The organism is Bacillus sp. AK124, from assembly GCF_053903085.1.
Genome location: NZ_CP096378.1, coordinates 856,432 through 877,881, shown reverse-complemented (window position 1 = coordinate 877,881; position 21,450 = coordinate 856,432). Strand labels below are relative to the sequence as shown.

26 protein-coding genes and 1 riboswitch are annotated in these 21,450 nt (G+C 46.9%); of the genes, 4 read left to right on the top strand and 22 right to left on the bottom strand.

Translation table 11 applies throughout. The features are described 5' to 3' along the window. Positions 1–115 precede the first annotated feature (115 nt). The 14 genes from M1E06_RS04280 to M1E06_RS04215 all read right to left on the bottom strand — a co-directional run bounded on the left by M1E06_RS04280 (position 116) and on the right by M1E06_RS04215 (position 11,626). Entirely contained in the window at positions 116–262 is a 147-nt protein-coding gene (locus M1E06_RS04280) for a hypothetical protein (RefSeq protein ID WP_020452871.1), read from the bottom strand. Between the two features lie 143 nt (positions 263–405). Further along, positions 406–789, bottom strand: coding sequence for a carboxymuconolactone decarboxylase family protein (locus M1E06_RS04275; RefSeq protein WP_031305044.1), 384 nt, complete (start codon positions 787–789; stop codon positions 406–408). Positions 790–881: 92 nt separating this feature from the next. After that, positions 882–1,712 (bottom strand): methionine ABC transporter substrate-binding lipoprotein MetQ, encoded by an 831-nt coding sequence (gene metQ / locus M1E06_RS04270; RefSeq protein ID WP_020452873.1) that lies wholly within the window; start codon positions 1,710–1,712, stop codon positions 882–884. Positions 1,713–1,725: 13 nt separating this feature from the next. Then, entirely contained in the window at positions 1,726–2,394 is a 669-nt protein-coding gene (locus tag M1E06_RS04265) for a methionine ABC transporter permease (RefSeq protein ID WP_003185053.1), read from the bottom strand. Continuing rightward, on the bottom strand, positions 2,387–3,412 hold the full coding sequence (gene metN / locus M1E06_RS04260; protein ID WP_023856214.1) for a methionine ABC transporter ATP-binding protein MetN: 1,026 nt from the start codon (positions 3,410–3,412) through the stop codon (positions 2,387–2,389). Before metN ends, M1E06_RS04265 begins: the two co-directional genes overlap by 8 nt. Positions 3,413–3,528: 116 nt before the next feature. Further along, a riboswitch (SAM riboswitch) is annotated at positions 3,529–3,636 on the bottom strand. A gap of 174 nt (positions 3,637–3,810) precedes the next feature. After that, a complete protein-coding gene (locus tag M1E06_RS04255; RefSeq protein ID WP_020452875.1) occupies positions 3,811–4,167 on the bottom strand; it encodes an SCP2 sterol-binding domain-containing protein in 357 nt (118 codons plus the stop codon). Positions 4,168–4,288: 121 nt separating this feature from the next. Further along, positions 4,289–4,597 (bottom strand): thioredoxin family protein, encoded by a 309-nt coding sequence (locus M1E06_RS04250; protein WP_023856215.1) that lies wholly within the window; start codon positions 4,595–4,597, stop codon positions 4,289–4,291. A 25-nt stretch (positions 4,598–4,622) separates the two neighbouring features. Next, positions 4,623–4,967, bottom strand: a complete 345-nt coding sequence (locus tag M1E06_RS04245) for a toprim domain-containing protein (protein WP_123032449.1) — start codon at positions 4,965–4,967, stop codon at positions 4,623–4,625. A gap of 62 nt (positions 4,968–5,029) precedes the next feature. Then, positions 5,030–5,266 carry a YusG family protein gene (locus M1E06_RS04240; RefSeq protein WP_020452878.1) on the bottom strand — a complete coding sequence of 79 codons (237 nt, stop codon included), beginning with the start codon at positions 5,264–5,266 and terminating at the stop codon, positions 5,030–5,032. A 60-nt stretch (positions 5,267–5,326) separates the two neighbouring features. Beyond that, complete coding sequence (gene gcvH / locus M1E06_RS04235) at positions 5,327–5,710, bottom strand: glycine cleavage system protein GcvH (protein ID WP_020452879.1); 384 nt, start codon at positions 5,708–5,710, stop codon at positions 5,327–5,329. A gap of 61 nt (positions 5,711–5,771) precedes the next feature. Beyond that, positions 5,772–6,128: an arsenate reductase family protein gene (locus M1E06_RS04230; protein WP_020452880.1), complete on the bottom strand. Its 357-nt coding sequence runs from the start codon at positions 6,126–6,128 to the stop codon at positions 5,772–5,774. Between the two features lie 115 nt (positions 6,129–6,243). Next, positions 6,244–8,028, bottom strand: a complete 1,785-nt coding sequence (locus tag M1E06_RS04225; protein ID WP_123032448.1) for an acyl-CoA dehydrogenase family protein — start codon at positions 8,026–8,028, stop codon at positions 6,244–6,246. Between the two features lie 19 nt (positions 8,029–8,047). Beyond that, entirely contained in the window at positions 8,048–9,223 is a 1,176-nt protein-coding gene (locus M1E06_RS04220; protein WP_216904460.1) for an acetyl-CoA C-acetyltransferase, read from the bottom strand. Between the two features lie 12 nt (positions 9,224–9,235). Beyond that, complete coding sequence (locus tag M1E06_RS04215; RefSeq protein ID WP_216904458.1) at positions 9,236–11,626, bottom strand: 3-hydroxyacyl-CoA dehydrogenase/enoyl-CoA hydratase family protein; 2,391 nt, start codon at positions 11,624–11,626, stop codon at positions 9,236–9,238. 209 nt (positions 11,627–11,835) lie between these two features. On the opposite strand from M1E06_RS04215, the gene M1E06_RS04210 reads away from it, so the two are divergent. The 3 genes from M1E06_RS04210 (at position 11,836) to M1E06_RS04200 (ending at position 12,677) form a co-directional block, all read left to right on the top strand. Next, positions 11,836–11,997: a YuzL family protein gene (locus M1E06_RS04210; RefSeq protein WP_020452884.1), complete on the top strand. Its 162-nt coding sequence runs from the start codon at positions 11,836–11,838 to the stop codon at positions 11,995–11,997. Positions 11,998–12,073: 76 nt separating this feature from the next. Further along, positions 12,074–12,325 (top strand): hypothetical protein, encoded by a 252-nt coding sequence (locus M1E06_RS04205; RefSeq protein ID WP_023856221.1) that lies wholly within the window; start codon positions 12,074–12,076, stop codon positions 12,323–12,325. Between the two features lie 10 nt (positions 12,326–12,335). After that, positions 12,336–12,677 carry a spore coat protein gene (locus M1E06_RS04200; protein ID WP_009329552.1) on the top strand — a complete coding sequence of 114 codons (342 nt, stop codon included), beginning with the start codon at positions 12,336–12,338 and terminating at the stop codon, positions 12,675–12,677. 40 nt (positions 12,678–12,717) lie between these two features. Here the strand turns inward: M1E06_RS04200 and M1E06_RS04195 are convergent, their stop codons facing one another. The 5 genes from M1E06_RS04195 to M1E06_RS04175 are packed head-to-tail and all read right to left on the bottom strand — an operon-like array spanning position 12,718 to position 16,592. After that, entirely contained in the window at positions 12,718–12,969 is a 252-nt protein-coding gene (locus tag M1E06_RS04195) for a YusU family protein (protein WP_020452886.1), read from the bottom strand. Beyond that, the gene (locus M1E06_RS04190) at positions 12,970–13,710 is read right to left on the bottom strand and encodes an IucA/IucC family C-terminal-domain containing protein (protein ID WP_023856222.1); all 741 of its coding nucleotides are present in this window, start codon (positions 13,708–13,710) and stop codon (positions 12,970–12,972) included. After that, a complete protein-coding gene (locus M1E06_RS04185; RefSeq protein ID WP_020452888.1) occupies positions 13,703–14,521 on the bottom strand; it encodes an ABC transporter ATP-binding protein in 819 nt (272 codons plus the stop codon). The genes M1E06_RS04190 and M1E06_RS04185 overlap by 8 nt, the downstream gene beginning before the upstream one ends. A 17-nt stretch (positions 14,522–14,538) precedes the next feature. Beyond that, the gene (locus tag M1E06_RS04180) at positions 14,539–15,594 is read right to left on the bottom strand and encodes a FecCD family ABC transporter permease (RefSeq protein WP_020452889.1); all 1,056 of its coding nucleotides are present in this window, start codon (positions 15,592–15,594) and stop codon (positions 14,539–14,541) included. Next, positions 15,591–16,592: a FecCD family ABC transporter permease gene (locus tag M1E06_RS04175; RefSeq protein WP_020452890.1), complete on the bottom strand. Its 1,002-nt coding sequence runs from the start codon at positions 16,590–16,592 to the stop codon at positions 15,591–15,593. The genes M1E06_RS04180 and M1E06_RS04175 overlap by 4 nt, the downstream gene beginning before the upstream one ends. 152 nt (positions 16,593–16,744) lie before the next feature. Here M1E06_RS04175 and M1E06_RS04170 point away from each other — a divergent pair, with 152 nt between their 5' ends. Beyond that, positions 16,745–17,722: an ABC transporter substrate-binding protein gene (locus M1E06_RS04170; protein WP_020452891.1), complete on the top strand. Its 978-nt coding sequence runs from the start codon at positions 16,745–16,747 to the stop codon at positions 17,720–17,722. A 40-nt stretch (positions 17,723–17,762) separates the two neighbouring features. Here the strand turns inward: M1E06_RS04170 and M1E06_RS04165 are convergent, their stop codons facing one another. From M1E06_RS04165 to M1E06_RS04155, 3 genes are all read right to left on the bottom strand, one after another. Next, positions 17,763–18,209 (bottom strand): YusW family protein, encoded by a 447-nt coding sequence (locus M1E06_RS04165; protein ID WP_020452892.1) that lies wholly within the window; start codon positions 18,207–18,209, stop codon positions 17,763–17,765. A 79-nt stretch (positions 18,210–18,288) separates the two neighbouring features. Beyond that, a complete protein-coding gene (locus M1E06_RS04160; RefSeq protein WP_025809843.1) occupies positions 18,289–20,073 on the bottom strand; it encodes a M3 family oligoendopeptidase in 1,785 nt (594 codons plus the stop codon). 110 nt (positions 20,074–20,183) lie between these two features. After that, positions 20,184–21,338: a D-alanyl-D-alanine carboxypeptidase family protein gene (locus M1E06_RS04155; RefSeq protein WP_456270536.1), complete on the bottom strand. Its 1,155-nt coding sequence runs from the start codon at positions 21,336–21,338 to the stop codon at positions 20,184–20,186. Between the last annotated feature and the right edge of the window lie 112 nt (positions 21,339–21,450).

Sequence of the window (21,450 nt, the reverse complement as noted above, 5' to 3'; positions counted from 1 at the left end):
AATCAATATATGATCATGTATTCATATTTAAATTTTACCTTTTCCTTTAATTATGGTCAAGCGGCTTTTAAGAACATGGAGAAGGACGGATCGACACATCCGCCCCCCTCGCGTTTTATCCGATCATGGGTAAGTCTGATACGATCTGCTTGCTTTTTTGATACTGCTTTTCACGTCTTTTCTCAACTTCAAGCCGGTTCACATGGCTTCTGCTGTACTCTTCGTACCCCATTCCATGCGACTTGTGCATCGCTTTTTCCATTTCGGCCGTGAATTCAAGGTCAAGCTGATCTTGGCTTGAACAAATAATGAATCATCCTTTCAGAGATTTTCTTACATAGTACCAGTTATATACAAACTCTGCAAAAATGTGTGTGCTTTCAATATGCTTTCACGGACGAAAAATCAATGCTTCATTTGCTGGAATTCTTCCATCGCCTGCAGAACGAGTGTGACAGCTTGGCTCATGGCCGCGCCTCCGCCAAATGCCGCAGTTACGCCGACTGCTTCAAGAATTTCTTCCTCCGACGCTCCGCAATCCAGGCAGCCCTTGATATGATAAATAATGCAATATTCATCCTGAGTATTCACACTGATGCCCAGTGCGATCAGCTGCTTATCCTTTTCGCTGAGCGCGCCTTTTTTAAAGCATTCCTCGGTAAATTCGTTGTATTTGGCGGCAATTCCGGGCATTTTTTCGGAAAAGATGCCGATCCCTGCTTTATATTCATGCAGTGCAGATTCGATAATGCTTTCTGATTCATGCTGATTCACGTTTTGTTCCTCCATTTTCAGTTGGTAGTCTTTTTTTATTATGAGCCTCTTTTCAAAAAATACGCGAAAAAACCCCGGTTTTCTTCGAAACCGGGGTGTTCTTTCATTTACTCAGAAACAGAAATGACAGAGCCTTCATATTTTTTGTCGATGAACTTTTTGATGTCATCAGAGCGCAATACGTCCATCAGAGCTTTCACTTTGTCAGAATCTTCGTCGCCTTTTCGGACGGCGATGATGTTAGCGTAAGGATTGTCTTTTGGAGACTCAAGTTCGATTGAATCAGTTTTCGGATTCAGCTTGTTTTGGATCGCGTAGTTCACATTGATGAACACTGCGTCAGCTTCATTGGCTTCGTATGCTTTTGCTGTCATTTCAGGCGCCACATCATTTTTGATTTTGAGGTTTTTCTTATTTTCTGCAATGTCTTTTACTGTCGCATCCACTTTTTCAATGCCTGATTTCAGCTTGATCAGTCCGGCATTTTCAAGCATTGCAAGCATGCGGCCCTGTTCAGCCGCGTTGTTGCTCATAATAATTTTTGCACCGTCAGGAAGGTCTTTTAAAGATTTATACTTTTTAGAGTAAATGCCGAATGGCTCAAGGTGTACCGCGCCGACGTTAACAAGATCATAATCTTTATTTTCTTTCATTTCCTGTTCAAGATACGGGACGTGCTGGAAATAGTTCGCATCGAGATCTTTCGTTGCAAGCGCTTTGTTGATCAGTTTGTAGTCCGTGAAATTTTTGATTTTAAGCTCATAGCCTTTTTCTTTCAAAAGCGGCTTTGCTTCTTCAAGGATTTCAGCGTGAGGCGTCGGCGTCGCTCCGACTGTGATGACTTTGCTGTCTTTATCCCCTTCGCTGCTGGAAGATCCGCAAGCGGCTAAAACGCCTGCAAAAATGATGAATAAAGCTGTTAATAAACCTTTTTTCATGTTGATGTCCTCCCTAACGTTTGTCTAATTTATTTGTTATAAAATCCCCGATAAACTGGATGATAAACACAATAGCTAAGATGAAAATAGTGGCGATGAGTATAATATCGGGATTGTTCATCTGAAAACCGTTTACATAGGCAAGGTTCCCGAGTCCGCCTGAACCGATTGCTCCGGCCATCGCCGTCGAACCGATCAGTGCAATCGCCGTAACCGTAATGCCAGAGATCAAGGCCGGCATCGATTCGGGCAGGAGCACTTTAAATATGATCGTCGATGTTTTGGCTCCCATCGATTTTGCCGCTTCAATCACGCCCTTATCAACTTCGCGCAAAGCGATTTCAACCAGGCGGGCATAGAACGGAGCGGATGCGATAATCAAAGCCGGAAGTGCGGCGTTCGGCCCCAAGATCGTGTTCATTAAAAACTTTGTGAAACCAAGCAGCAAAATAATCAATATAATAAAAGGAATAGACCTGAACACATTGACGATTGCCGAGATTACACCGTTCACGACCCGATTCTGCCAAATGTTTCCTTTTGAAGTCAGATACAGCAGCATACCGAGAATCACTCCGATGATAAAAGCAAACAATAGGGAAATTCCTGTCATATATATCGTTTCATACGTAGCTTCCCACAGCTGCTCCATATCTACGTTTGGAAACAGTTTTTCAAACATTCGTGATCACCTCTGCTTCTACTTGACGGCTCTTGATGAAATCGACCACATCATTGACCTCGTTTTCATATCCGTCGACATGAATGAACAATGAACCGTATGCGCCGTCCTGAGTTTGCGAGATTTTGCCTTGAAGGATGTTGACTTCAACATCGAACTTCCGAATGATCTGTGTGATCAGCGGCGATTCGGCCGCTTCACCGACGAAGGTGAGCTTGATCGTCCGCCCGGATGTCGTTTCTTCGAGGAAATGCTTCAGCGTTTCCTGTGTTTCCACCGGTTCTGTTACCTGCTGAACAAAGCGCTTTGTCATTTCTTCCTGCGGCTTGAGGAATACGTTCAGCACATCGCCTTCTTCCACGACCTTTCCGTTTTCCATGACGGCCACTCTGTGGCAGATTTTCCTGATAACATGCATTTCATGAGTAATCAGGACAATGGTCAGTCCGAGCCTTTCATTGATATCGGACAGAAGACCCAGGATCGAGTCAGTCGTCTGCGGATCAAGCGCTGATGTCGCTTCATCGCATAAGAGAACTTTCGGATTGTTTGCGAGCGCCCGAGCGATGCCGACGCGCTGCTTTTGGCCTCCGCTAAGCTGTGAAGGGTAGGCATTTTCCTTGCCTTCAAGTCCGACAAGCTTTATCAGTTCAGCGACTCTTTTCAGACGTTTTGCTTTGCTGACACCGGCGATCTCCAGCGGAAACGCAATATTGTCGCGGACCGTTCTTGACCACAATAGGTTGAAGTGCTGGAAAATCATGCTGATTTCCTGCCTTGCATTCCTCAGCTTCTTCCCTTTGATCTCACTGATTGTTCTGCCGGCTACTTCAACCGTGCCTGAAGTCGGCTGTTCAAGTCCGTTCAAAAGACGGATCAAGGAGCTTTTTCCAGCTCCGCTATATCCAATAATTCCGAAGATTTCACCTTTTTTAATCGTAAGGGTGACATCCTGGACAGCATTGACATCTCCATGCTTTGACCGATAAATCTTTGAAACATTTTGAAGATTTATCAAAAGCCATCACCTGCTTTCTTGCTCAATTCTCATAGTTGTCTAAATCCCTGATCAAACAATGAAAAAAGCCTTTCTGCACACATGAGCAGAAAGGCTTTTGAATAGTCTGGGCCTTTCTCTCATCTTTCAAAGCATAACGCTTCGTGTGAATTGGCACCATTTCAACACGTGTTGATGGTTGCCGGGTTTCATAGGGCACTTCCCTCCACCTCTCTGGATAAGAGAATCATATATTTATTTTTTGATTATTATGATCGGAATTCTTAAAGTAGGATATCATGCGAAAAAATAGTTGTCAACTATTTTTCGTAAGACAATCGGCCTACGGCGAAAAGAGACGAACGTAAACGCTCGTCTCTGTCCGACTTATACACGGAATGTGCCGATTTTTCAAATTTTTAAAATGTCTCTGAATAAAGATCGCTGTTTTTAAAAAAGCCGTCCGTCAGCCATAAAATCGCTTCAAGCTTCAATAAAGCTCTGAATGAGCCTTTTACTTGAACAGTGCCGCGCTGTACGAGATGCTGCAATGAAATATCGCCGTGAAGAAGGTCAATAATCTCGCTTTGCTCTCCAAAAAAGGTCAAATGAGCTTTCTCTGCAAGAGAAGATTTTTCCATTTCTCCTTTTTCGTTGATCGCTAACGTAAAAGCTTCTTTCTCGCCTTGAAACGTAATCAGCAAAGCCGTTGTCGATAATAGAGGTTTTAAAAAAAGAGCCTTGTCCTCTCTTTCTATCAATCCCATTTTCTCCAACTGTATAACCTCCTGTAAATTGGTCATACTTACAGATTCTCTGTCTGCCGCAGGAGTTCCTTTAGGAATTGCTCGACAAGTTTTTGCTGGTTATTTCCCGAGAAATATGTCAAAACCGCCCTTAATCCACAACATTTTGTTTAATCGTATCGTATAAGTAGGAAACGGAGTGAAAAGCGTATTCTTTTTTGACGACTTCCCCGTTTTTGTAAAGGATAAAGCATGGAACGCTTTCTATTTCCTGCTGCTTGGCAAATGCCGGGGAATAATTGAGATTGTTTTTATAAAAAGGAATGTCCTTTATCATTTCATCAACGACTTCCAGCATTCTTCCGGCCAGCTGACACGTTCCGCAGAACGGCGTGTATACATATAGAAGACAGGTCTCATGTTCAAGCCGTTTTAGCTCTTTTTCTTGGAGTTCTTGCATCTGTTGAACCGCACCTCAATACATTTTATAATAAATATTTTGTATGTACCCGGATGTTTGAACGAATTAATACTTCTGCAACATGCTGACTCGGGGCGGAAGCGACTTCTTTGTATACCCTATCGATGTATAGATGCGAAGCTTGGGGGAGCTCCCTCGTCAGCTGCCGGCGGAGCTTTTCCCCTGATTCATCGGAATCCACCAGGATATAAACGTCTTTATCAAACAGCGTTTCGGCGAATTCATCGAGTTTTGCCTGGCTGATCGTTCCGTTTGTGCAAATGATATCCACGGGCTCTTCGATGACATGCTTCACTTTTTGCTTATCTGATTTCCCTTCGACGATCATGACTTTTTCATTTTCCGGCATATGGATCACCTTTAAAGATTTACTTGTAAAAAAAGGCAGTGAATATTCACCGCCTGACTTGATTAACACCAGCCTTGGTGGTCATCACAGTCTACATATTTAGCATCCGGACCGCTTACGGTATCCGCCGTTTTGTAAAATCTCTCATCTTGGAATGAATATCCAGATTTCAACTCGTATTGATCCTTTCCGGTCATTCGGCCGATCAGCTCATTCTCATGGTACAGCTGCATTCCGCCGTTTTTTAATCGGCTTTCCACATGTTCTGTAATATCAATACGTTCTTTTTTCAGCGTCAATTTGGACACCCCCTCTTGATATAGAGTATCCAAACGACACATGGCTATCCTGAATAATCCTTAGTCTTCTTTTATCATGTCCTCATATTGCTCGGCTGTCATCAGATTTTCGATTTCAGAAGCATCGGACGGCTCGACGATAATCATCCAAGCCTTTTCATACGGAGACTCGTTGACGAATTCAGGGCTGTCTTCCAGATCTTCGTTCACTTCGACCACTTTTCCGTTGATCGGGGCATACAGCTCAGAAACGGTCTTTACGGATTCAACGCTGCCAAAAGGCTCGTCCGCTTTGATTTCGTCTCCCACTTCAGGAAGCTCGACAAATACGATGTCTCCAAGTTCGGATTGGGCGAAGTCTGTAATGCCGATTCTGACTTTATCTCCTTCTGTTTTCACCCATTCGTGTTCTTCTGAATAACGCAACTCTTTCGGTGTGCTCATGCTAACCCCTCCATAAAGTGTTTTAATCGATCCTACATTGAAGATATCATATTTTGATGGGTTATAACCAGTATGTCTTAAACTGATCTTCTTTAAAACCGACCGTTACTTTACTGCCGTCTGTCGCAATCGGACGTTTGATCAGCATACCGTCCGAAGCCAGCAGTTCCAGCTGCTCATCTTCAGACATGTTTTGCAGCTTGTCTTTTAAGCCGAGTTCACGGTATTTTTGTCCGCTCGTGTTGAAAAACTTCTTCAATTCAAGCCCGCTTTTCTCGTAGAGCTCTTTCAGTTTTTCCTTGCTTGGCGGCTCTTCTGCGATATGTATCCCATTGATTTCTTTGCCATGGTCTTCAAGCCATTTTTTCGCTTTGCGGCATGTCCCGCATTTCGGATACCAGTAAAAATCCAAAGCCATACATACACACCCCTCTCATTTAATCGAGGTAATTTTAACACAGATCGAATGAAAAACCTAAAACCGTGCTCCATTCTATAACAGCTAAAAACCCTGCCTAAGCAGGGCTTTTCGTTTAAACGATATATTTCTCAGCTTCAAAGACTCCCTTGGCTGCCTGGCGCTTTTTCTCAATGACATTGACAGGCATAAAGCGCGTCAATTTGCGGAGCGCAGACAGCATCATCCGCAGCGAATCACCTGATTCCATCGCAATGAGCGATTCCTTGGCATGGCTTTCAATTTCCTGAAAGGCAACTTGTGCAAAAATCTGCGTATAAAGAATTTTCTGGGCGTTTTTGTCTTCCCCGGTTGCCTTGATGGCTTTTTCTGTACGCAAAATAGCTGCTTCCATGGCGTAGACCTGGCTGACAATGTCGGCGATATTCACGAGGATTTCCTGCTCCTGGTCGAGCGCTTTTCCATATTTTTGCGCGGCGAGTCCCGCGATCATGAGCGCGATTTTTTTGGCGTTTCTCAGCAGATACTTTTCCTGTTCCAAAACGCCGTCACCTGGTTCTTCAGGCATGAGCATCATCAGTTCTTCCTGAAGCGCCTTCGCTTTCTCAAACAGAGGAAGCTCGCCTTTCATCGCTTTTTTCAAGTATGTGCCCGGGACGATGAGACGGTTGATTTCATTTGTGCCTTCAAAAATCCGGTTGATCCGTGAATCGCGGTAAGCCCGCTCCACTTCGTATTCCTGCATGAATCCGTAGCCGCCGTGGATTTGGACGCCTTCATCAACGATATAATCAAGCGTTTCAGATCCAAATACTTTGTTAAGGGAGCATTCGATTGCATATTCAGCGATCGATTTCGCGACCTGGCGCCCGTCTTTTTGCTCTTCTTCGCTCAAGGTGCCCATTTTGTCTTCAAACAGCCCGACCGTACGATAAACAGAGCTTTCCATCGCATAAAGTCTGGCTGACATAGTGGCGATTTTTTCCCCGATTAAGCTGAACTTTGAAATCGGCGTCTTAAATTGCTGGCGCTGATTGGCGTATGAAGCGGACAGCTCGATGACCCGTTTGGAAGCGCCGATTGTCCCGACAGCGAGCTTATAGCGGCCGATATTTAAAATATTGAAGGCGATGACATGCCCTTTTCCCGGTTCGCCTAAAAGGTTTTCTTTCGGAACTTGAACCTGGTCTAAGATGAGCGTACGGGTCGAAGAGCCTTTGATGCCCATTTTTTTCTCTTCAGGCCCTGTGGAAACACCTTCGTAATCTTTTTCCACAATGAAGGCCGAAAAATGTTCGCCGTCTATTTTCGCGTAGACGATGAAAACATCGGCAAAAGCTGAGTTTGTAATCCATTGCTTTTCACCGTTTAATATATAGTGGGTTCCCGCCTCATTCAAAACGGCCGTTGTTTTTGCCCCTAATGCATCAGATCCGGAGCCAGGCTCTGTTAAGGCATAGGCTGCAAATTTTTCCCCTGTTGCAAGGGACGGCAGATACTTTTTCTTTTGCTCCTCGGTTCCGAAAAATACGATCGGAAGCGTGCCGATCCCGACGTGCGCCCCGTACGATAACGAAAAGCTTCCCGCTCTTGAGAATTTTTCGGTAATCAGCGCCGAGCTGATTTTATCGAGCCCGAGTCCGCCATACTCTTCAGGAACGTCAGCACCGAGAAGCCCGAGTTCTCCAGCTTTTTTCAGGAGCCTGACAGAGTGATCGAAATTGTGCTCTTCAATTTCGTCGATGTATGGCGAAACATCTCCGAGAATATAATCTTCAGTCGTTTTGGCGATCATTTTATGTTCATCTGTGAAATCTTCCGGTGTAAACAACTGATCAGCCGTCACCTCTTCGATCAGAAAGGCTCCGCCTTTTTTCATATGATCTTTTGTTTGTTCCATTGTTCCATCCCCCTTGTGATTAAACTAATTCGAATACCCCTGCTGCTCCCATGCCTCCGCCGATGCACATCGTCACAACGCCGAATTGCTCGCTTCTCCGCCGCATTTCGTGGATCAATGTCAGCGTCAGCTTTGTTCCCGTGCAGCCGAGCGGATGTCCGAGCGCAATCGCTCCGCCGTTGACATTGACTTTCTCTTCATCGATTCCAAGCGACCTGATAACCTGGATCGCTTGCGATGCAAACGCCTCATTTAATTCGAATAAACCGATATCCGAGAGCTCAAGTCCCGCCATCTTCAGCGCCCTTGGGACAGCTTCAACAGGACCGATGCCCATCACCTCCGGCGGAACGCCGCCGACTGCGAACGAACGGAACCTTGCCAGAGGCTTTAACCCGAGCGCATCCGCTTTTTCTCTGTCCATGATCATCACTGCAGCCGCCCCGTCGCTCGTCTGCGAGGAATTCCCTGCCGTAACAGAACCGTCCGCCGAAAACGCCGGTTTTAACGTTGACAGAACGTCTTTAGTTGTCCCCGGGCGCACACCTTCATCGGCGGAGAAAGTAAACGTCCGCTCCTTCAGCTTGTGATGTTCATCCACTTCTCTGACGGTGACGTCCACCGGGACGATTTCATCTTCGAACTTTCCTTCCGCGACCGCTTTGGCGGCTTTTTGATGGCTGCTGACGGCAAATGCATCCTGATCCTCCCTGGAAACGCCGTATTTAACGGCAACCTGTTCAGCCGTATGGCCCATCCCCATATAATATTCAGGAGCTGTTTCCGCGAGGGCCGCGTTCGGTCTGACGATATGCCCCATCATCGGCACGATGCTCATCGATTCAGCGCCGCCGGCAATGACCGTGTCGGCAGCTCCAAGCATGATTTTTTCGGCCCCGTAAGCGATCGATTGAAGTCCTGAAGAACAATATCTGTTGATCGTAACGGCCGGAACTGTGTGCGGCAGCCCGGCAAGCGCGCCGATATTGCGCGCCATATTCAACCCTTGTTCGGCTTCCGGCGTAGCGCAGCCGATGATTAAATCATCGATATTCCCTTCATAACCGCCAGCTCTTTTCAGCGTCTCTCTCACGGCATATGCGCCTAAATCATCGGGACGGACAGTCCTCAATGAGCCTTTTTTTGCTTTTCCGATCGGGGTTCTCGCCCCCGATACAATAACTGCCTCTTTCATTATTTTCCCTCCTTAATTACGCAAAGGTTTGCCTTTTACAAGCATATGCTGCATTCTCGCCTGCGTTTTCGGTTCGCTCACAAGGCTCAGGAAAGCTTCTCTTTCCAAATTGAGCAAGTATTCTTCCGTTACTTCAGCGCCGAATGGAACCCTCCCGCCCGCGATGACAAACGCCAGCTTTTTCGCTATCTTCATGTCGTGTTCAGAGATGGCGCCGGACAGCTTTAACGATTCCGCACCGAGCAGGAGCGCCGCATAGCCGGTTTCGCCCGTCACTGGAACTTTCTTTTTAACCGGCGGACGGTAGCCGCTTTCGGAAAGCGTCAGGACGAGTTTTTTAGCATCGTATAACAAGTGATCCTGGTTGATGCTGATTTGATCCTCTGCGGTTAAGATGTTCAGCTCTTTCGCTTCTTGAGCCGAAGTCGACGTTTTTGCAAGGGCAATTGTCTCAAACGTCTTGATGGCGGCCTCCTGGATATCCGGTTTAACGCCTTCAGGCAGCCCCTTCAAGTAGTTTAAATAAAGCTCTTTATTGCCTCCGCCGCCCGGAATCAGACCGACGCCTGTTTCAACAAGGCCCATGTATGATTCACTTGAAGCTTGAACACGGGCTGCAGGCAGGCAAAGCTCAGTCCCCCCGCCAAGCGTCATCCCGAACGGAGCGGCGACGACCGGCTTGGTACTGTATTTCACTTTCATCATCGTCTCCTGGAACTGACGGATGATCATGTCAATTTCCATATAGTTGTCGTCTTGGGCTTCCATCAGCATCATCGCAAGATTGGCTCCGACGCAGAAATTTTTGCCCTGGTTGCCGATCACAAGTCCTTTATAATTGGCGTCTACTTCCTCTAGAGCGAATTTCAGCATTTGGATGATGTCGAGTCCGATTGCATTGCTTTTCGAATGAAATTCGAGCAGGGCGACATCGTCGCCTAAATCGATCAAACTTGCCCCGCTGTTTTTCTTGATAACGCCTTTTGTTTCTTTGAGTGACGACAAATGGATCGTTTTTTTGTTTTCTTGAAGCGCCCTGTATTCGCCGCTTTCAAAACAGTAGCAGAACGTCTTTCCGTTTTCCTTAAGGTAGAAGGTCTCATGTCCTTTTGCGAGCATTTCCTTCACCCAGTCCGCGACTTTCCAGCCCTCTGCTTCAAGCTTTTGCACCGCGTTTTTCACACCGATGCTGTCCCACATTTCAAACGGCCCTTCCGACCAGCCGAACCCCCATTTCATCGCCTGATCAATCGCCGATATGCTGTCAGCGATTTCCCCTGTCAGCTCAGCCGAATAGACAAGCGTCGGAGCTGTCATGTTCCAAAGAAGGCTTCCCGCTCTGTCATCTGAATAAATAAGCGCTTTCAATCTCGCTCCTGCGCCTTTCATTTGCTTGGCCGCTTCAAGTCCCGATGTTTTTAATGTTTGGCGTTTGCTGTAGGTCATCGTCATCGGATCAAGCTCAAGGATGTCTTTTCCTTCTTTTTTGTAAAAACCTTGTTTCGCTTTGCTTCCGATCCAGCCTCTTTCGAGCATTTGTTCAATAAATTCAGGCAGCCGGAAAACGTTTTTTTCTTCACCAGTGACTTGGTTATAGACATTTTTGGCAACGTGCGAAAATGTATCAAGCCCGACGACATCGAGCGTTCTGAAAGTTGCGCTTTTCGGGCGCCCGATCAGCGGACCTGTAATCGAATCGACTTCGCCTATCGTGTAGCCGCCTTTCAGCATTTCCTGAACCGCGACAAGCAAGCCGTAGGTTCCGATGCGGTTGGCGATAAAGTTTGGCGTGTCTTTCGCTTCAACAACCCCTTTGCCAAGGACGTCTTCGCCGAATTTCTTCATAAAGTCCAGCACCCCGGGATCCGTTTCATCAATCGGAATCACCTCAAGCAGCTTTAAATAGCGGGCCGGGTTAAAAAAGTGCGTTCCTAAAAAGTGCTTTTTAAAATCAGCGGACCTTCCCTCCGCCATCTGCCTGACGGAGATGCCTGATGTATTGCTGCTGACGATGCTTCCGTGTTTTCTGTATTGATCGACCTTTGAAAACACTTGCTTCTTGATCTCCAGGTTTTCGACAACCACTTCAATAATCCAGTCGGCATCTTTGATTTTTTCAAAATCGTCTTCCATGTTCCCTGTGCTGATACGGCTGATATTCTTCTTCGATGTCAGCGGAGCCGGTTTTTGCTTTAGCAGCTTTTGTACGGCTGACTGTGCCAGCCGGTTGCGCACATCCGGGTCTTCAAGGGTGCGGCCTTTTTTTCTTTCCTCATCTGTTAATTCACGCGGCACCATATCGAGCAGTAACACAGGAATCCCGATATTGGCTAAGTGAGCCGCGATTCCGGAACCCATTACACCGGAACCGATAACGGCGGCTTTACGAATATGCTTGACCATGAAAGATCCTCCCCTACTTTGAATGAATACTCATTCATTTTTGCTCCAAAAAAATAAACTCTCCTGTCTTCTTTCATCTTAAAAGATTTTGGAAGCGAGTTCAATAACTTGGTGCAAAATTTCTGAAATTTTTTCAGCGGGTATTATTTTGCCGCGGTTACATGTTTCCCCGCTTTTGGGACAAACCAATAGAGAGGGAGGTGAAGGCCTTGGTACGTGAAAGAAAAAATCCATCTTCAGCCGCAGTCAGCGCCGCAAGCATAAAAGGCAATGCAGGTCCGGATTATAAAAAGGCGGATGCGGGCGGAAAACGGACAAGCCAAAACCAGCAATATAAAAAGCATAATATGGATGTTCCTGAAGATCACTAAGCCCCCTTTAAGCATCCGGTATAAATTTCCGCTTTGTTAGGAAATCTAAAAATAAACGCTAAAAGGAGGCAGACTCATGCAGCAACAGCAAGGAATGACAACACCGCCGCCGGTCATTTCAACAAAGGATCATCTGTATTTGCAGGATATGCTGAACTGGAACTTGCTCGCAATGAAAAAAGCGCATTTTATGGCGGACCAGTGCCAGGATCAGTCTCTTAAAACAGAACTCGACAGGGTCGGACAAATGCACCATCACCATTACAATGTGATATTGGAGCAGCTTCGACAAAATCAAACGCAAAACCCGTCAGCATACATGCAATAGGAGGTTAATGATGAATCAGCAAAACCAACAGAAAATCGGCAATCAGGAAACTCCTGTCCCGAAAACGAGCGCGATGAATGACAGGGATTTTGTCAACGAACTGCTGACAACCGAAAAATACATGACGGCAGCATACTCGACAGCGCTTAATGAATTAAGCCATGAGTCGCTTTACCAAGCCGTTCAGCCGCTGTTTAACGAGGCGCAAAACGTACAGCGCAGATTGTACCAGGTGATGTTTCAAAACGGATGGTACAAGGTGGAGGCAGAAGATGCCCAGAAAATCCAGCAGTCTTATCAGCAGTTCCATTCTACATTGCAAGACCAGTCGCCATATCAGCAAAACCAATAAACAAAAAATAAGCAAAAAATAAGCAGAGGAGTCTCCCTGCTTATTTTTTTTGATTAGCCGCTCGGTGCGCTTCATTTCGTTCTTTAATTTGGCGGATTACTTCTTTTATCTCCTGCTTCGCATCCGGATAAGCTCCGTTCCAATGCTTGGCGAGGGGCGGCATGCTTTTGGCGATATGGCTGTAGATGATCCACATCTTCACCTGTTCTTTCAGTTCTTCGTCCGTTTCGCCTAAAAGCAGCTCCGTATATTTCTCAACAAGTCCATCCAGCTGCTCCTTTAGTTTTTCCACTCACGACACCCTTTCTTTACGTTTATTTCTCGGGCATGTCCTGCATTTGACACCGTTTTTGTCTGTTGCATAATACAGACAGCAAGTCGTGCGTGTCCGGTCCTCCGCATGCTGTCCGGGATAAAACCTTTTGAGAGGGTTTTCGTCCGCCCCTTCTTCAAAAAGACCGGGCTCAGCTTCATAAAGAAGAAAATGAAAATCTTGCGCCGCCCGCGCCTTGAGTTTCGGATCTTCCAGAAGCGTGTCATACATCCAATACAGATAAACGGCAATATTTTCCCAAAGAATATGCTTTGAAATCGAAAATACCCGCCGACAGGCCGCGATCAGGCCGCCAAGGTGGCACCTGAAGATATCCTCAGTCAATCTTTTCAGTTCTTCGGTGCGATCCGCTTCGATAAGCTCAGCACCTTTGTGAAAATAAAACGACGGCGTCCACCCTCGATCATCGGCTTCTATCTCCCATGACACGGAAGCAGGAGCGGTTGGCAAGCGCTTTCCCCAAACCGTAAACAGATAGAAATGCAGCGCAGCCAGCATCCCGCTGCGCTTGACGAGCATTGAAGCCGCAACTTTTTGATTCGGAGCGTTCAGCCTGTCTTTAATATCTTCTACATAACGTTCTAAAAAATCCTCATCAAGGAGCTTGTTTCCTTTAACAGAGAATAAGGAGCCGGTCTGCTTCGTTCCAAGGCGAAAACGAAGCAATGACTCAAGCTCCTCTTTTGTTAAATTAAGCATGGGACTGAACCACCTGCTGGACGATGCATCTTCCTCTTCCGTACGGAATGCAATGCGGCGTGCCGAAAAGCGGATCTTTCGTCACTTCGCAGTCCATTTCAAAAACGTCCTGCACAAGCTTGCAGTTGATAATGGATTCAGGCCGGCCTTCGGCATATATCTTTTTATCTTTAATCGCGACGAGGTGGTGAGCGTAGCGGCAGGCAAGGTTCAAATCGTGCAGCACCATCACGATCGTGCGCTTTTCGTGTTCATTTAATTCAAACAAAAGGTCCAGAATTTCAATTTGATGCGTCATATCCAAGTATGTCGTCGGTTCATCCAGTAATATGATATCCGTTTCCTGGGCGAGCGTCATCGCGATCCAGGCGCGCTGCCGCTGGCCTCCTGACAAGGAATCGACTGTGCGCTCGGCCAGTTCTTCCATTCTTGTCGCTTTCAAAGCCTTTTGCACAGCCTCTTCATCTTCCGCCGACCATTGCTTCAGCCAGTTTTGGTAAGGGTACCGCCCCTGCTTAACGAGCTGGAGAACGGTCAGGCCTTCCGGAGCCGAAGGGCCTTGAGGCAGAATGGCCAGCTCCTTTGCCACTTCTTTCGTGGGAAGTTTGGCGATGGAGCTGCCTTCGAGAAGCACTGAACCGCCCTTTGGCTTCATCAAACGTGCGAGAGACCGAAGGAGAGTCGACTTACCGCAGCCGTTGCTGCCGATAAATACGGTGATTTCACCTTTTGGGATCGTTAAGTTTAACTCATCAATAATGATTGTTTCTCCATAACCTAAGCTTAACGTTTCTGTTGAAATGGCACTCATAAATGAAATCTCTCCTTTTATTGGTTTCTGCTTTTATACAGCAAGTAGATAAAGTAAGGGGCGCCGATCGCTGCAGTAAACACACCGGCAGGCACTTCAACGGGAGAAAAAAGCGTGCGTCCGATGATGTCGGCAATCAGCACAAGCAATCCTCCGATCAGCGCTGCAACCGGCAAGAGGGCGCCGAATGATGAACCGACAAGCCTTCTTGCGATATGCGGGGCCATCAAACCGACAAATCCGACGGTTCCGGCAAAGGCAACGGCAATTCCGGCAAAAGCCGTGCTCAGCAGAAGGAGCAAAAAGCGGTTCCGCTGAACCGAGCTGCCCGCTCCTGTCGCCAGTTCTTCACCAAGCGTCTGAATGTTGACGTTTCTGGCGGCGGCTGCGGATATCAGCAAAAGGACAAGCGCAGCCGGCATTAAAATATTCACATCCTGCCAGTTCGATCCATATACTGATCCGGTAATCCAGACGTTCGCCTGAGACATTCTGTATATCGGTCCTTTTATCATAAACAATGTCGTCAGCGACTGGGCAAGCATCGAAAATCCGATTCCGATCAAAACGAGCCTGAAAGTCGAAGAGCCGTTTTTATATGAAAGAAAATAAACGAGCATTCCGGCGAGAGCCGCGCCGATAAATGCGGCAACCGGGAGCCAGCTGATGCTGACCGTAAGCGCATTGTTTTTATTGGAAAACAGCATTAAAAACAAGACAACGGCGACTGAAGCCCCGCCGGTCACACCGATAATATCCGGCGAAGCGAGCGGATTGCGGATCAGACCCTGAAGGATCGATCCGGCTGCCGCCAGACAGATTCCGGCAAACAGAGCGACCAAAATCCGCGGCATCCTGAAGGACATAATGATCAGGTCATCGCCCGGATCCCCCATGCCCAAAAACGTTTTCGCGACGGCGCCCGGAGAAATAAAACGTTCACCGATGCCGGCGCTGAGGATGACTGCACAAGCCGTCAACACCAATAGGATCACGAACGAAAACAGTGCTTTTCTGCCGATCAACAATGAAATGCCGCCTTTTCCGATTCTCAGCGTGCGGTAATTTTTCATTTTTGGAACCCCCTTCTCGCGATATAGACAAAAATGGGTGTCCCAATGATGGCTGTCATGACGCCGACAGGCACTTCTTCAGGCATAATCAGGTACCTTGCGCCAATGTCTGCGGTTACAAGCAGGATGGCTCCCAGCACGGCACAGTACGGAAGAACCCAGCGATGGTCGTGGCCGACGATAAATTTTGCAAAATGCGGGATAACAATACCGATAAAACCGATCGGCCCGGCGACGGCGACAGATCCCCCGGCAAGCAGGATAATCGAAACCGCCATCAACGCTTTGATCAGCCACGTTTTCTGGCCGAGGCTTTTTGCCACTTCCTCCCCCATCGTTAAGACATTGATTTTCGACCCGAGTAAAAAGCTGATGATGAATGCCGGCACGATATATGGAAGGACGGAGACCAAGAGGCTGAGGTCGCGCCCCTGGACAGAGCCCGCAAGCCAAAACAGCGCCTGCTCAAGAGCTGCTTCATTAACGGAAAGCATGCCTTGCGTTAATGATGAGAACAGCGCTGACATCGCCGCCCCTGCAAGCGTCAGCTTGACCGGCGTCAGCCCTTCCCTTCCGAGGGAGCCGACAAAATAGACGACAAGCGCGGCAAACGCTGCACCAAAAAACGAGATCCATGCAATCGTCTGAAGCGAACTGACGTGATAGAAAAACAGCGCTCCAACAACAAAGAAACCGGCACCCGCGTTCACGCCGAAAATTCCCGGGGAAGCAAGCGGGTTTTTGGTCATCGCCTGCATTAAAGCGCCGGCAACTCCGAGGGAAGCGCCGACAGTTGCAGCAATCAGCGCGCGCGGCAAACGCACGTTTTTGATGACAAGATGTTCATTAGAGCCGCTGAAGCCGGTAAAAGCCTTGTAGGCCATCGACCATGACGTATTCGTATAACCGTATACGATACTAGCGCAAACGGCGGCAACCAGCACCAAAATAAAAGACAGTAGTGCGATTGTTCTATATTTATTCGTTCTTAAGAGCATAAATTAAAATTCTCCTAGTTTGACTGAAACATCTACTGGTTATTGTATCAGATAACATTGATCTTGAAAATCATTTTCAATTAACAATTGACAAAATTCTGATCAAAAATTATGATCAGGATGAATGACTTACATACCTAAGGAGGACACACATGAAGAGATGGTCAATTGTTGGATTTATCGCTTTGTTAGCGATTTCAATTCTTGCAGCCTGCGGCGGAGGCAAGGATGACTCTGCAAAGGGCGGAGAGAATAAAGATACGATCACCGTTAAACACGCAATGGGTACGGAAGAACGAGTGCCTGCAGACCCAAAAAGAGTCGTCGTCCTGACAAATGAAGGAACCGAAGCGCTTTTGGAACTCGGAATCAAACCTGTGGGTGCAGTCAAATCCTGGACAGGCGATCCTTGGTATAAGCATATTCAAGCCGATATGAAAGGCGTTAAGCAAGTCGGGCTCGAAGGCGAACCGAATATCGAAGCGATAGCCGAGCTAAAGCCTGATTTAATCATCGGGAATAAAATGAGACATGAAAAAATCTACGACAAGCTTGAAAAAATTGCTCCGACTGTCTTCTCTGAAACGCTGCGCGGCGAATGGAAAGACAACTTCTCCCTCTACGCGAAAGCGGTAAACAAAGAGGAAAAGGGCAAAGAAGTTTTAGAAGATTTCGATAAAAAAGTCAGCGAATTAAGCGACAAGCTCGGCGACCAGAAAAAGAAACGGGTGTCGGTTGTCAGATTTATGGCCGGCCAATCAAGGATTTACTATAAAGATTCTTTCCCGGGAATCATCTTGGATCAGCTCGGTTTTAAGTATCCGGAAAAACAGGAAAAACTGTTTGAAAAACAAGACGACAAATTTGTTTTTATGACGGAAAATAAAGAATCGATCCCTGAAATGGATGGGGATGTCCTGTTCTATTTCACATATAAACCTGCCGAAAGCAAAACAGAGGCCGAAACATGGCAAAACGATTGGACAAGCGATCCGCTTTGGAAAAAATTGAACGCTGTCAAAACCGGAAACGCCCACGAAGTCGACGATGCGATCTGGACGACGGCCGGCGGTGTCAAAGCAGCGTATCTGTTCCTTGATGACATCGAAAAATACTTTTTAAAATCGTAAGCAAAAAAGAGCATTTCCGCCGTTGGAAATGCTCTTTTGTTTATTTTCCGTGATAGATTCTTGACGTACCATCCGGCCATTTCACCCGCAGATGAAACAGGTCATATCGCTCATCAAGATTGAAAGCCTCGAGCACATTGCTGATCACGTCCTGCTTTGAATCGGATTTGGCGATCGAAAGCTCGCTTAAAACCATTTTCATTTCGTTTAAAGCTTCTTCCCCTTCGCGGTCCGCTCCGTTCAGGTGGTCTTTAATCGATGCTTCTTCCCGCTCCTGTTTGTCGTATACGGCTGTAAACGAATTGTGCTTTCCACGGCCATAGTTCACTTCCAATGCAAATGCAGCGTAAGGCACGCTTTCCACATCTGAAACAGGAGCGTTATCGGGAACGGCCTCCTTGCCTTCGGCATGTTCTTCCGCTATTGAACGGCAGCCGGTCATCAGGATCATGACGAGAGCGATAACGGCCATCCGAAATAGGTTCATACCGTTCATCTCCTCTATGCACATTATCCTTAGCTATGTCCACTTTGCGGAAACTCATTCAATCTCTCAGCGGAAGCCTTTATATCATCTCTAACAATGCTTCTGCATCACGGACAGCCGGCTGAATGGCCGCTTCCCAGAAATCCCGCTTCGTCAGATCGGCGCCGAGATGCTTCATCGCCAGTTCCTCAACAGACATGGAGGCTGTATCTTTTAAGAGCGCGATATATTTTTCTTCAAACGCCGCCCCCTCTTTCAGCGCTTGCGCGTAAATGCCAAGCGAAAACAAGTAGCCGAACGTATAAGGAAAATTGTAGAACGGGACAGACGTAATATAAAAATGAAGCTTTGATGCCCAAAAATACGGATGATACTCGCCAAGCGCGCCGCAAAACGCTTCTTTCTGAGCTTCTTCCATCAGCTCGTTCAGTCTTCCGGCGGATACGACGCCGTTTTTTCGTTCATCGTAAAAGCGGGTTTCAAATAGAAACCTCGCGTGAATGTTCATAAAAAAGGCGACGCTTCGCTGGACTTTATCTTCCAGAAGGACGAGTTTTTCTTCGTCTGAACCGGCTTGTTTTAATGCCGCATCAGCCACGATCATTTCTGCAAAAGTAGACGCGGTTTCCGCCACGTTCATCGCGTACGCCCTGTTTAGCGGTCTGACGTCCAGCATGGATTCCTGATGAAAGGCATGGCCAAGCTCATGCGCCAGCGTGGAAACGTTTGACTGGCTTCCTGCAAATGTCATAAATATTCTCGATTCCCCGCTGTCAGGAAAATTGGCGCAAAAGCCGCCCGGGCGTTTGCCTCCCCTGTCCTCAGCTTCAACCCATCTGTCTCTGAGCGCTTTTTCAGCAAAGGAGGAGAGCTTTTCTCCAAACGTTTTAAACTGCCCGGTAATAAAAGCGGCTGCCTCTTGATACGAATATTCCTTTGCCGCTGAACCGATCGGCGCTTCGACGTCATACCAGCTCAGTTTATCCAGCTCAAAGATAGACGCCTTCCGGGAAAGATAGTCTGCAAACGGCTTTTTATGATCAATAATGACCTGCCACATGACATCAAGGGTTTCCTGCTTCATGCGATTGATGTCCAGGGGTTCTTTTAATACATTGTCCCAGCCTCTCGCCTCATAGACGTTCAGTCTGAAACCGGCGAGGTGATTCAGCGTGCTGCTGAGCAAATCAGCGTGCTGTTCCCAGCCGTGGTCCAAATTTTCCGATACGGAGCGGCGGATCTTTCTGTCAGGTTTAGATGTCAGGTTCTGCGCCTGTCCGACAGACAGAATTTTCGTCTCGCCATCTTCTTCATACGGGATTTGAATTTGGTCGACGATGCTGTCGTACATATCACCCCAAGCATGATATCCGTCAACAGACAAACCTTGAATCAATGTTTCCTGTTCGGAACCAAGCTTTTCCGTTACCCGCTCCCTTCTCTCATTCAAAATATAAGAGATATTGGAAATGCCTTCTTCTTGAAGGATCGCTTCCCATTCTTCATTTGAGACAACGGCAAATTTGCTGTCAAGCACGACCAGCGCCTTCTGAGCATCGGCAGCGAGCTGGGTGACCTCAAAATTAAGGGCATTCGCCTTTAAATCCGCGGTGTCCTGCGCTTGGAGACATCCGACAAAAGCGTCTGCTTCGCGAATTTTAACATCAATTGTTTCAAAAAGCGCCAGTGTTTCCTTCAATTCATCAAGACCGCTTTTTGAGACGGTAAGAGCCTCGGCAGAGCGTTTAAAAGTTGAAAGCAGCGCTTTAATTTCATTTAAATATTGACGGAACTCGACGGAGCCGCTCCCGCCTTTAAAGAAAACCTCGAGATCCCACGTATCTTTAAGTTGATGAAATGTCATTGTTCCCGTCCCCTTTCATTGGCTTGTTTCCATTATAAGATAAATTTGGCTTTTCAGGGCAAATAAAAAACGGCCGGCTTGTGAGCCGGCACGCCTCTTCCCTGATCATATTACAGCTGCCTCATCCGTTTGACCGCATAGCTGGCCGTCAATAAACCGATTAGGCCGAACACAAATAAATACAATCCGCCTTTACTTTGCGGCGGGCCTTGAACAGCATCTGTGCCGCTTGATATTTCCGCGCTGAATGGTTCTGCGATTTGCAGGGTCTGAAGCAGCCTGCCGTCCTCTCCTTTAATGTTCAGAATTCCGTCGCTGTCTACATTTTCACTCAGGGCTTCGCCTTTCTTTTTCGTCACGTATAAAGGGTTTTTCAGTTCATGGCTTGTCCCGTTCTGGTCGGTAAACGCCTCTCCCTTTTTGAGTTCTTGTGTCTCGTAATTGTGAAATCCTTCATCCAGAAGCGTTTTTGTATCGCTGTACATCATTTTCTTGCTATCGGCCTTCATGATGACGGCGATTAAATTAAGGCTGCCCCGTGTTGCCGTTGTGACAAGGGTATGCTTTGATTCATCCACAAATCCTGTTTTGCCGCCGGTTATTCCTTTGTAAGGAATCTCACCTGTCAGCATTCGGTGATGGTTTTTCAGCGTCGTGTCCCACGTCTGTCCGTGCCATGACGTTTGCTTTTCCGAAAAAAGCGCTCGAAACGTTTTGTTTTTCATTGCGTACTCGGTAATTCTCGCCATGTCGGCGGACGTCGTATAATGATTTTTGTCAAACAGTCCGTGAGGATTCACAAAATGAGTGTCATGCACTCCGACATGCTCAGCAATAAACGCGTTCAAATCATCCGCAAACTGTTTCACGCTTCCGCTGACATGTTCGGCGATCGCCGTTCCGGCGTCATTTCCCGAATTCATCAGCAGCCCTTGGAGCAGCCGTTTTAATGGAACCGACTCCCCCGCTTCCAGATATACGCTTGATCCTTCCGTTTGAGCAGCATTTTTGCTGACTTTCACACGATCTTCTAGATCTCCGTTTTCTATTGCATAAATCGCCGTGGCAATTTTTGTAATGCTGGCCGGGTACATTTTTTTGCGGCTGTTTTTTTCATAGAGAACCTGCCCCGATTTCCCATCGATCAATATGGCGGAAACACTTTTAATTTCCGGTTTGTTTTTTTCTCCTGCTTGAGCCGAGCTATGAAAAAACAGCGTCAGACATAGTACAATAATGAACAGGAGGGATCGTTTAACATTCATCGTGTCACCCTGCCTTCTTTCTATCTTGCGTTTTTTTATAAAAAATAGGTCTTTTAGCACTTTTTAAATTTTATCAATGATAAACTGCCGCTGACAAGCCTTTTTTTGTCAA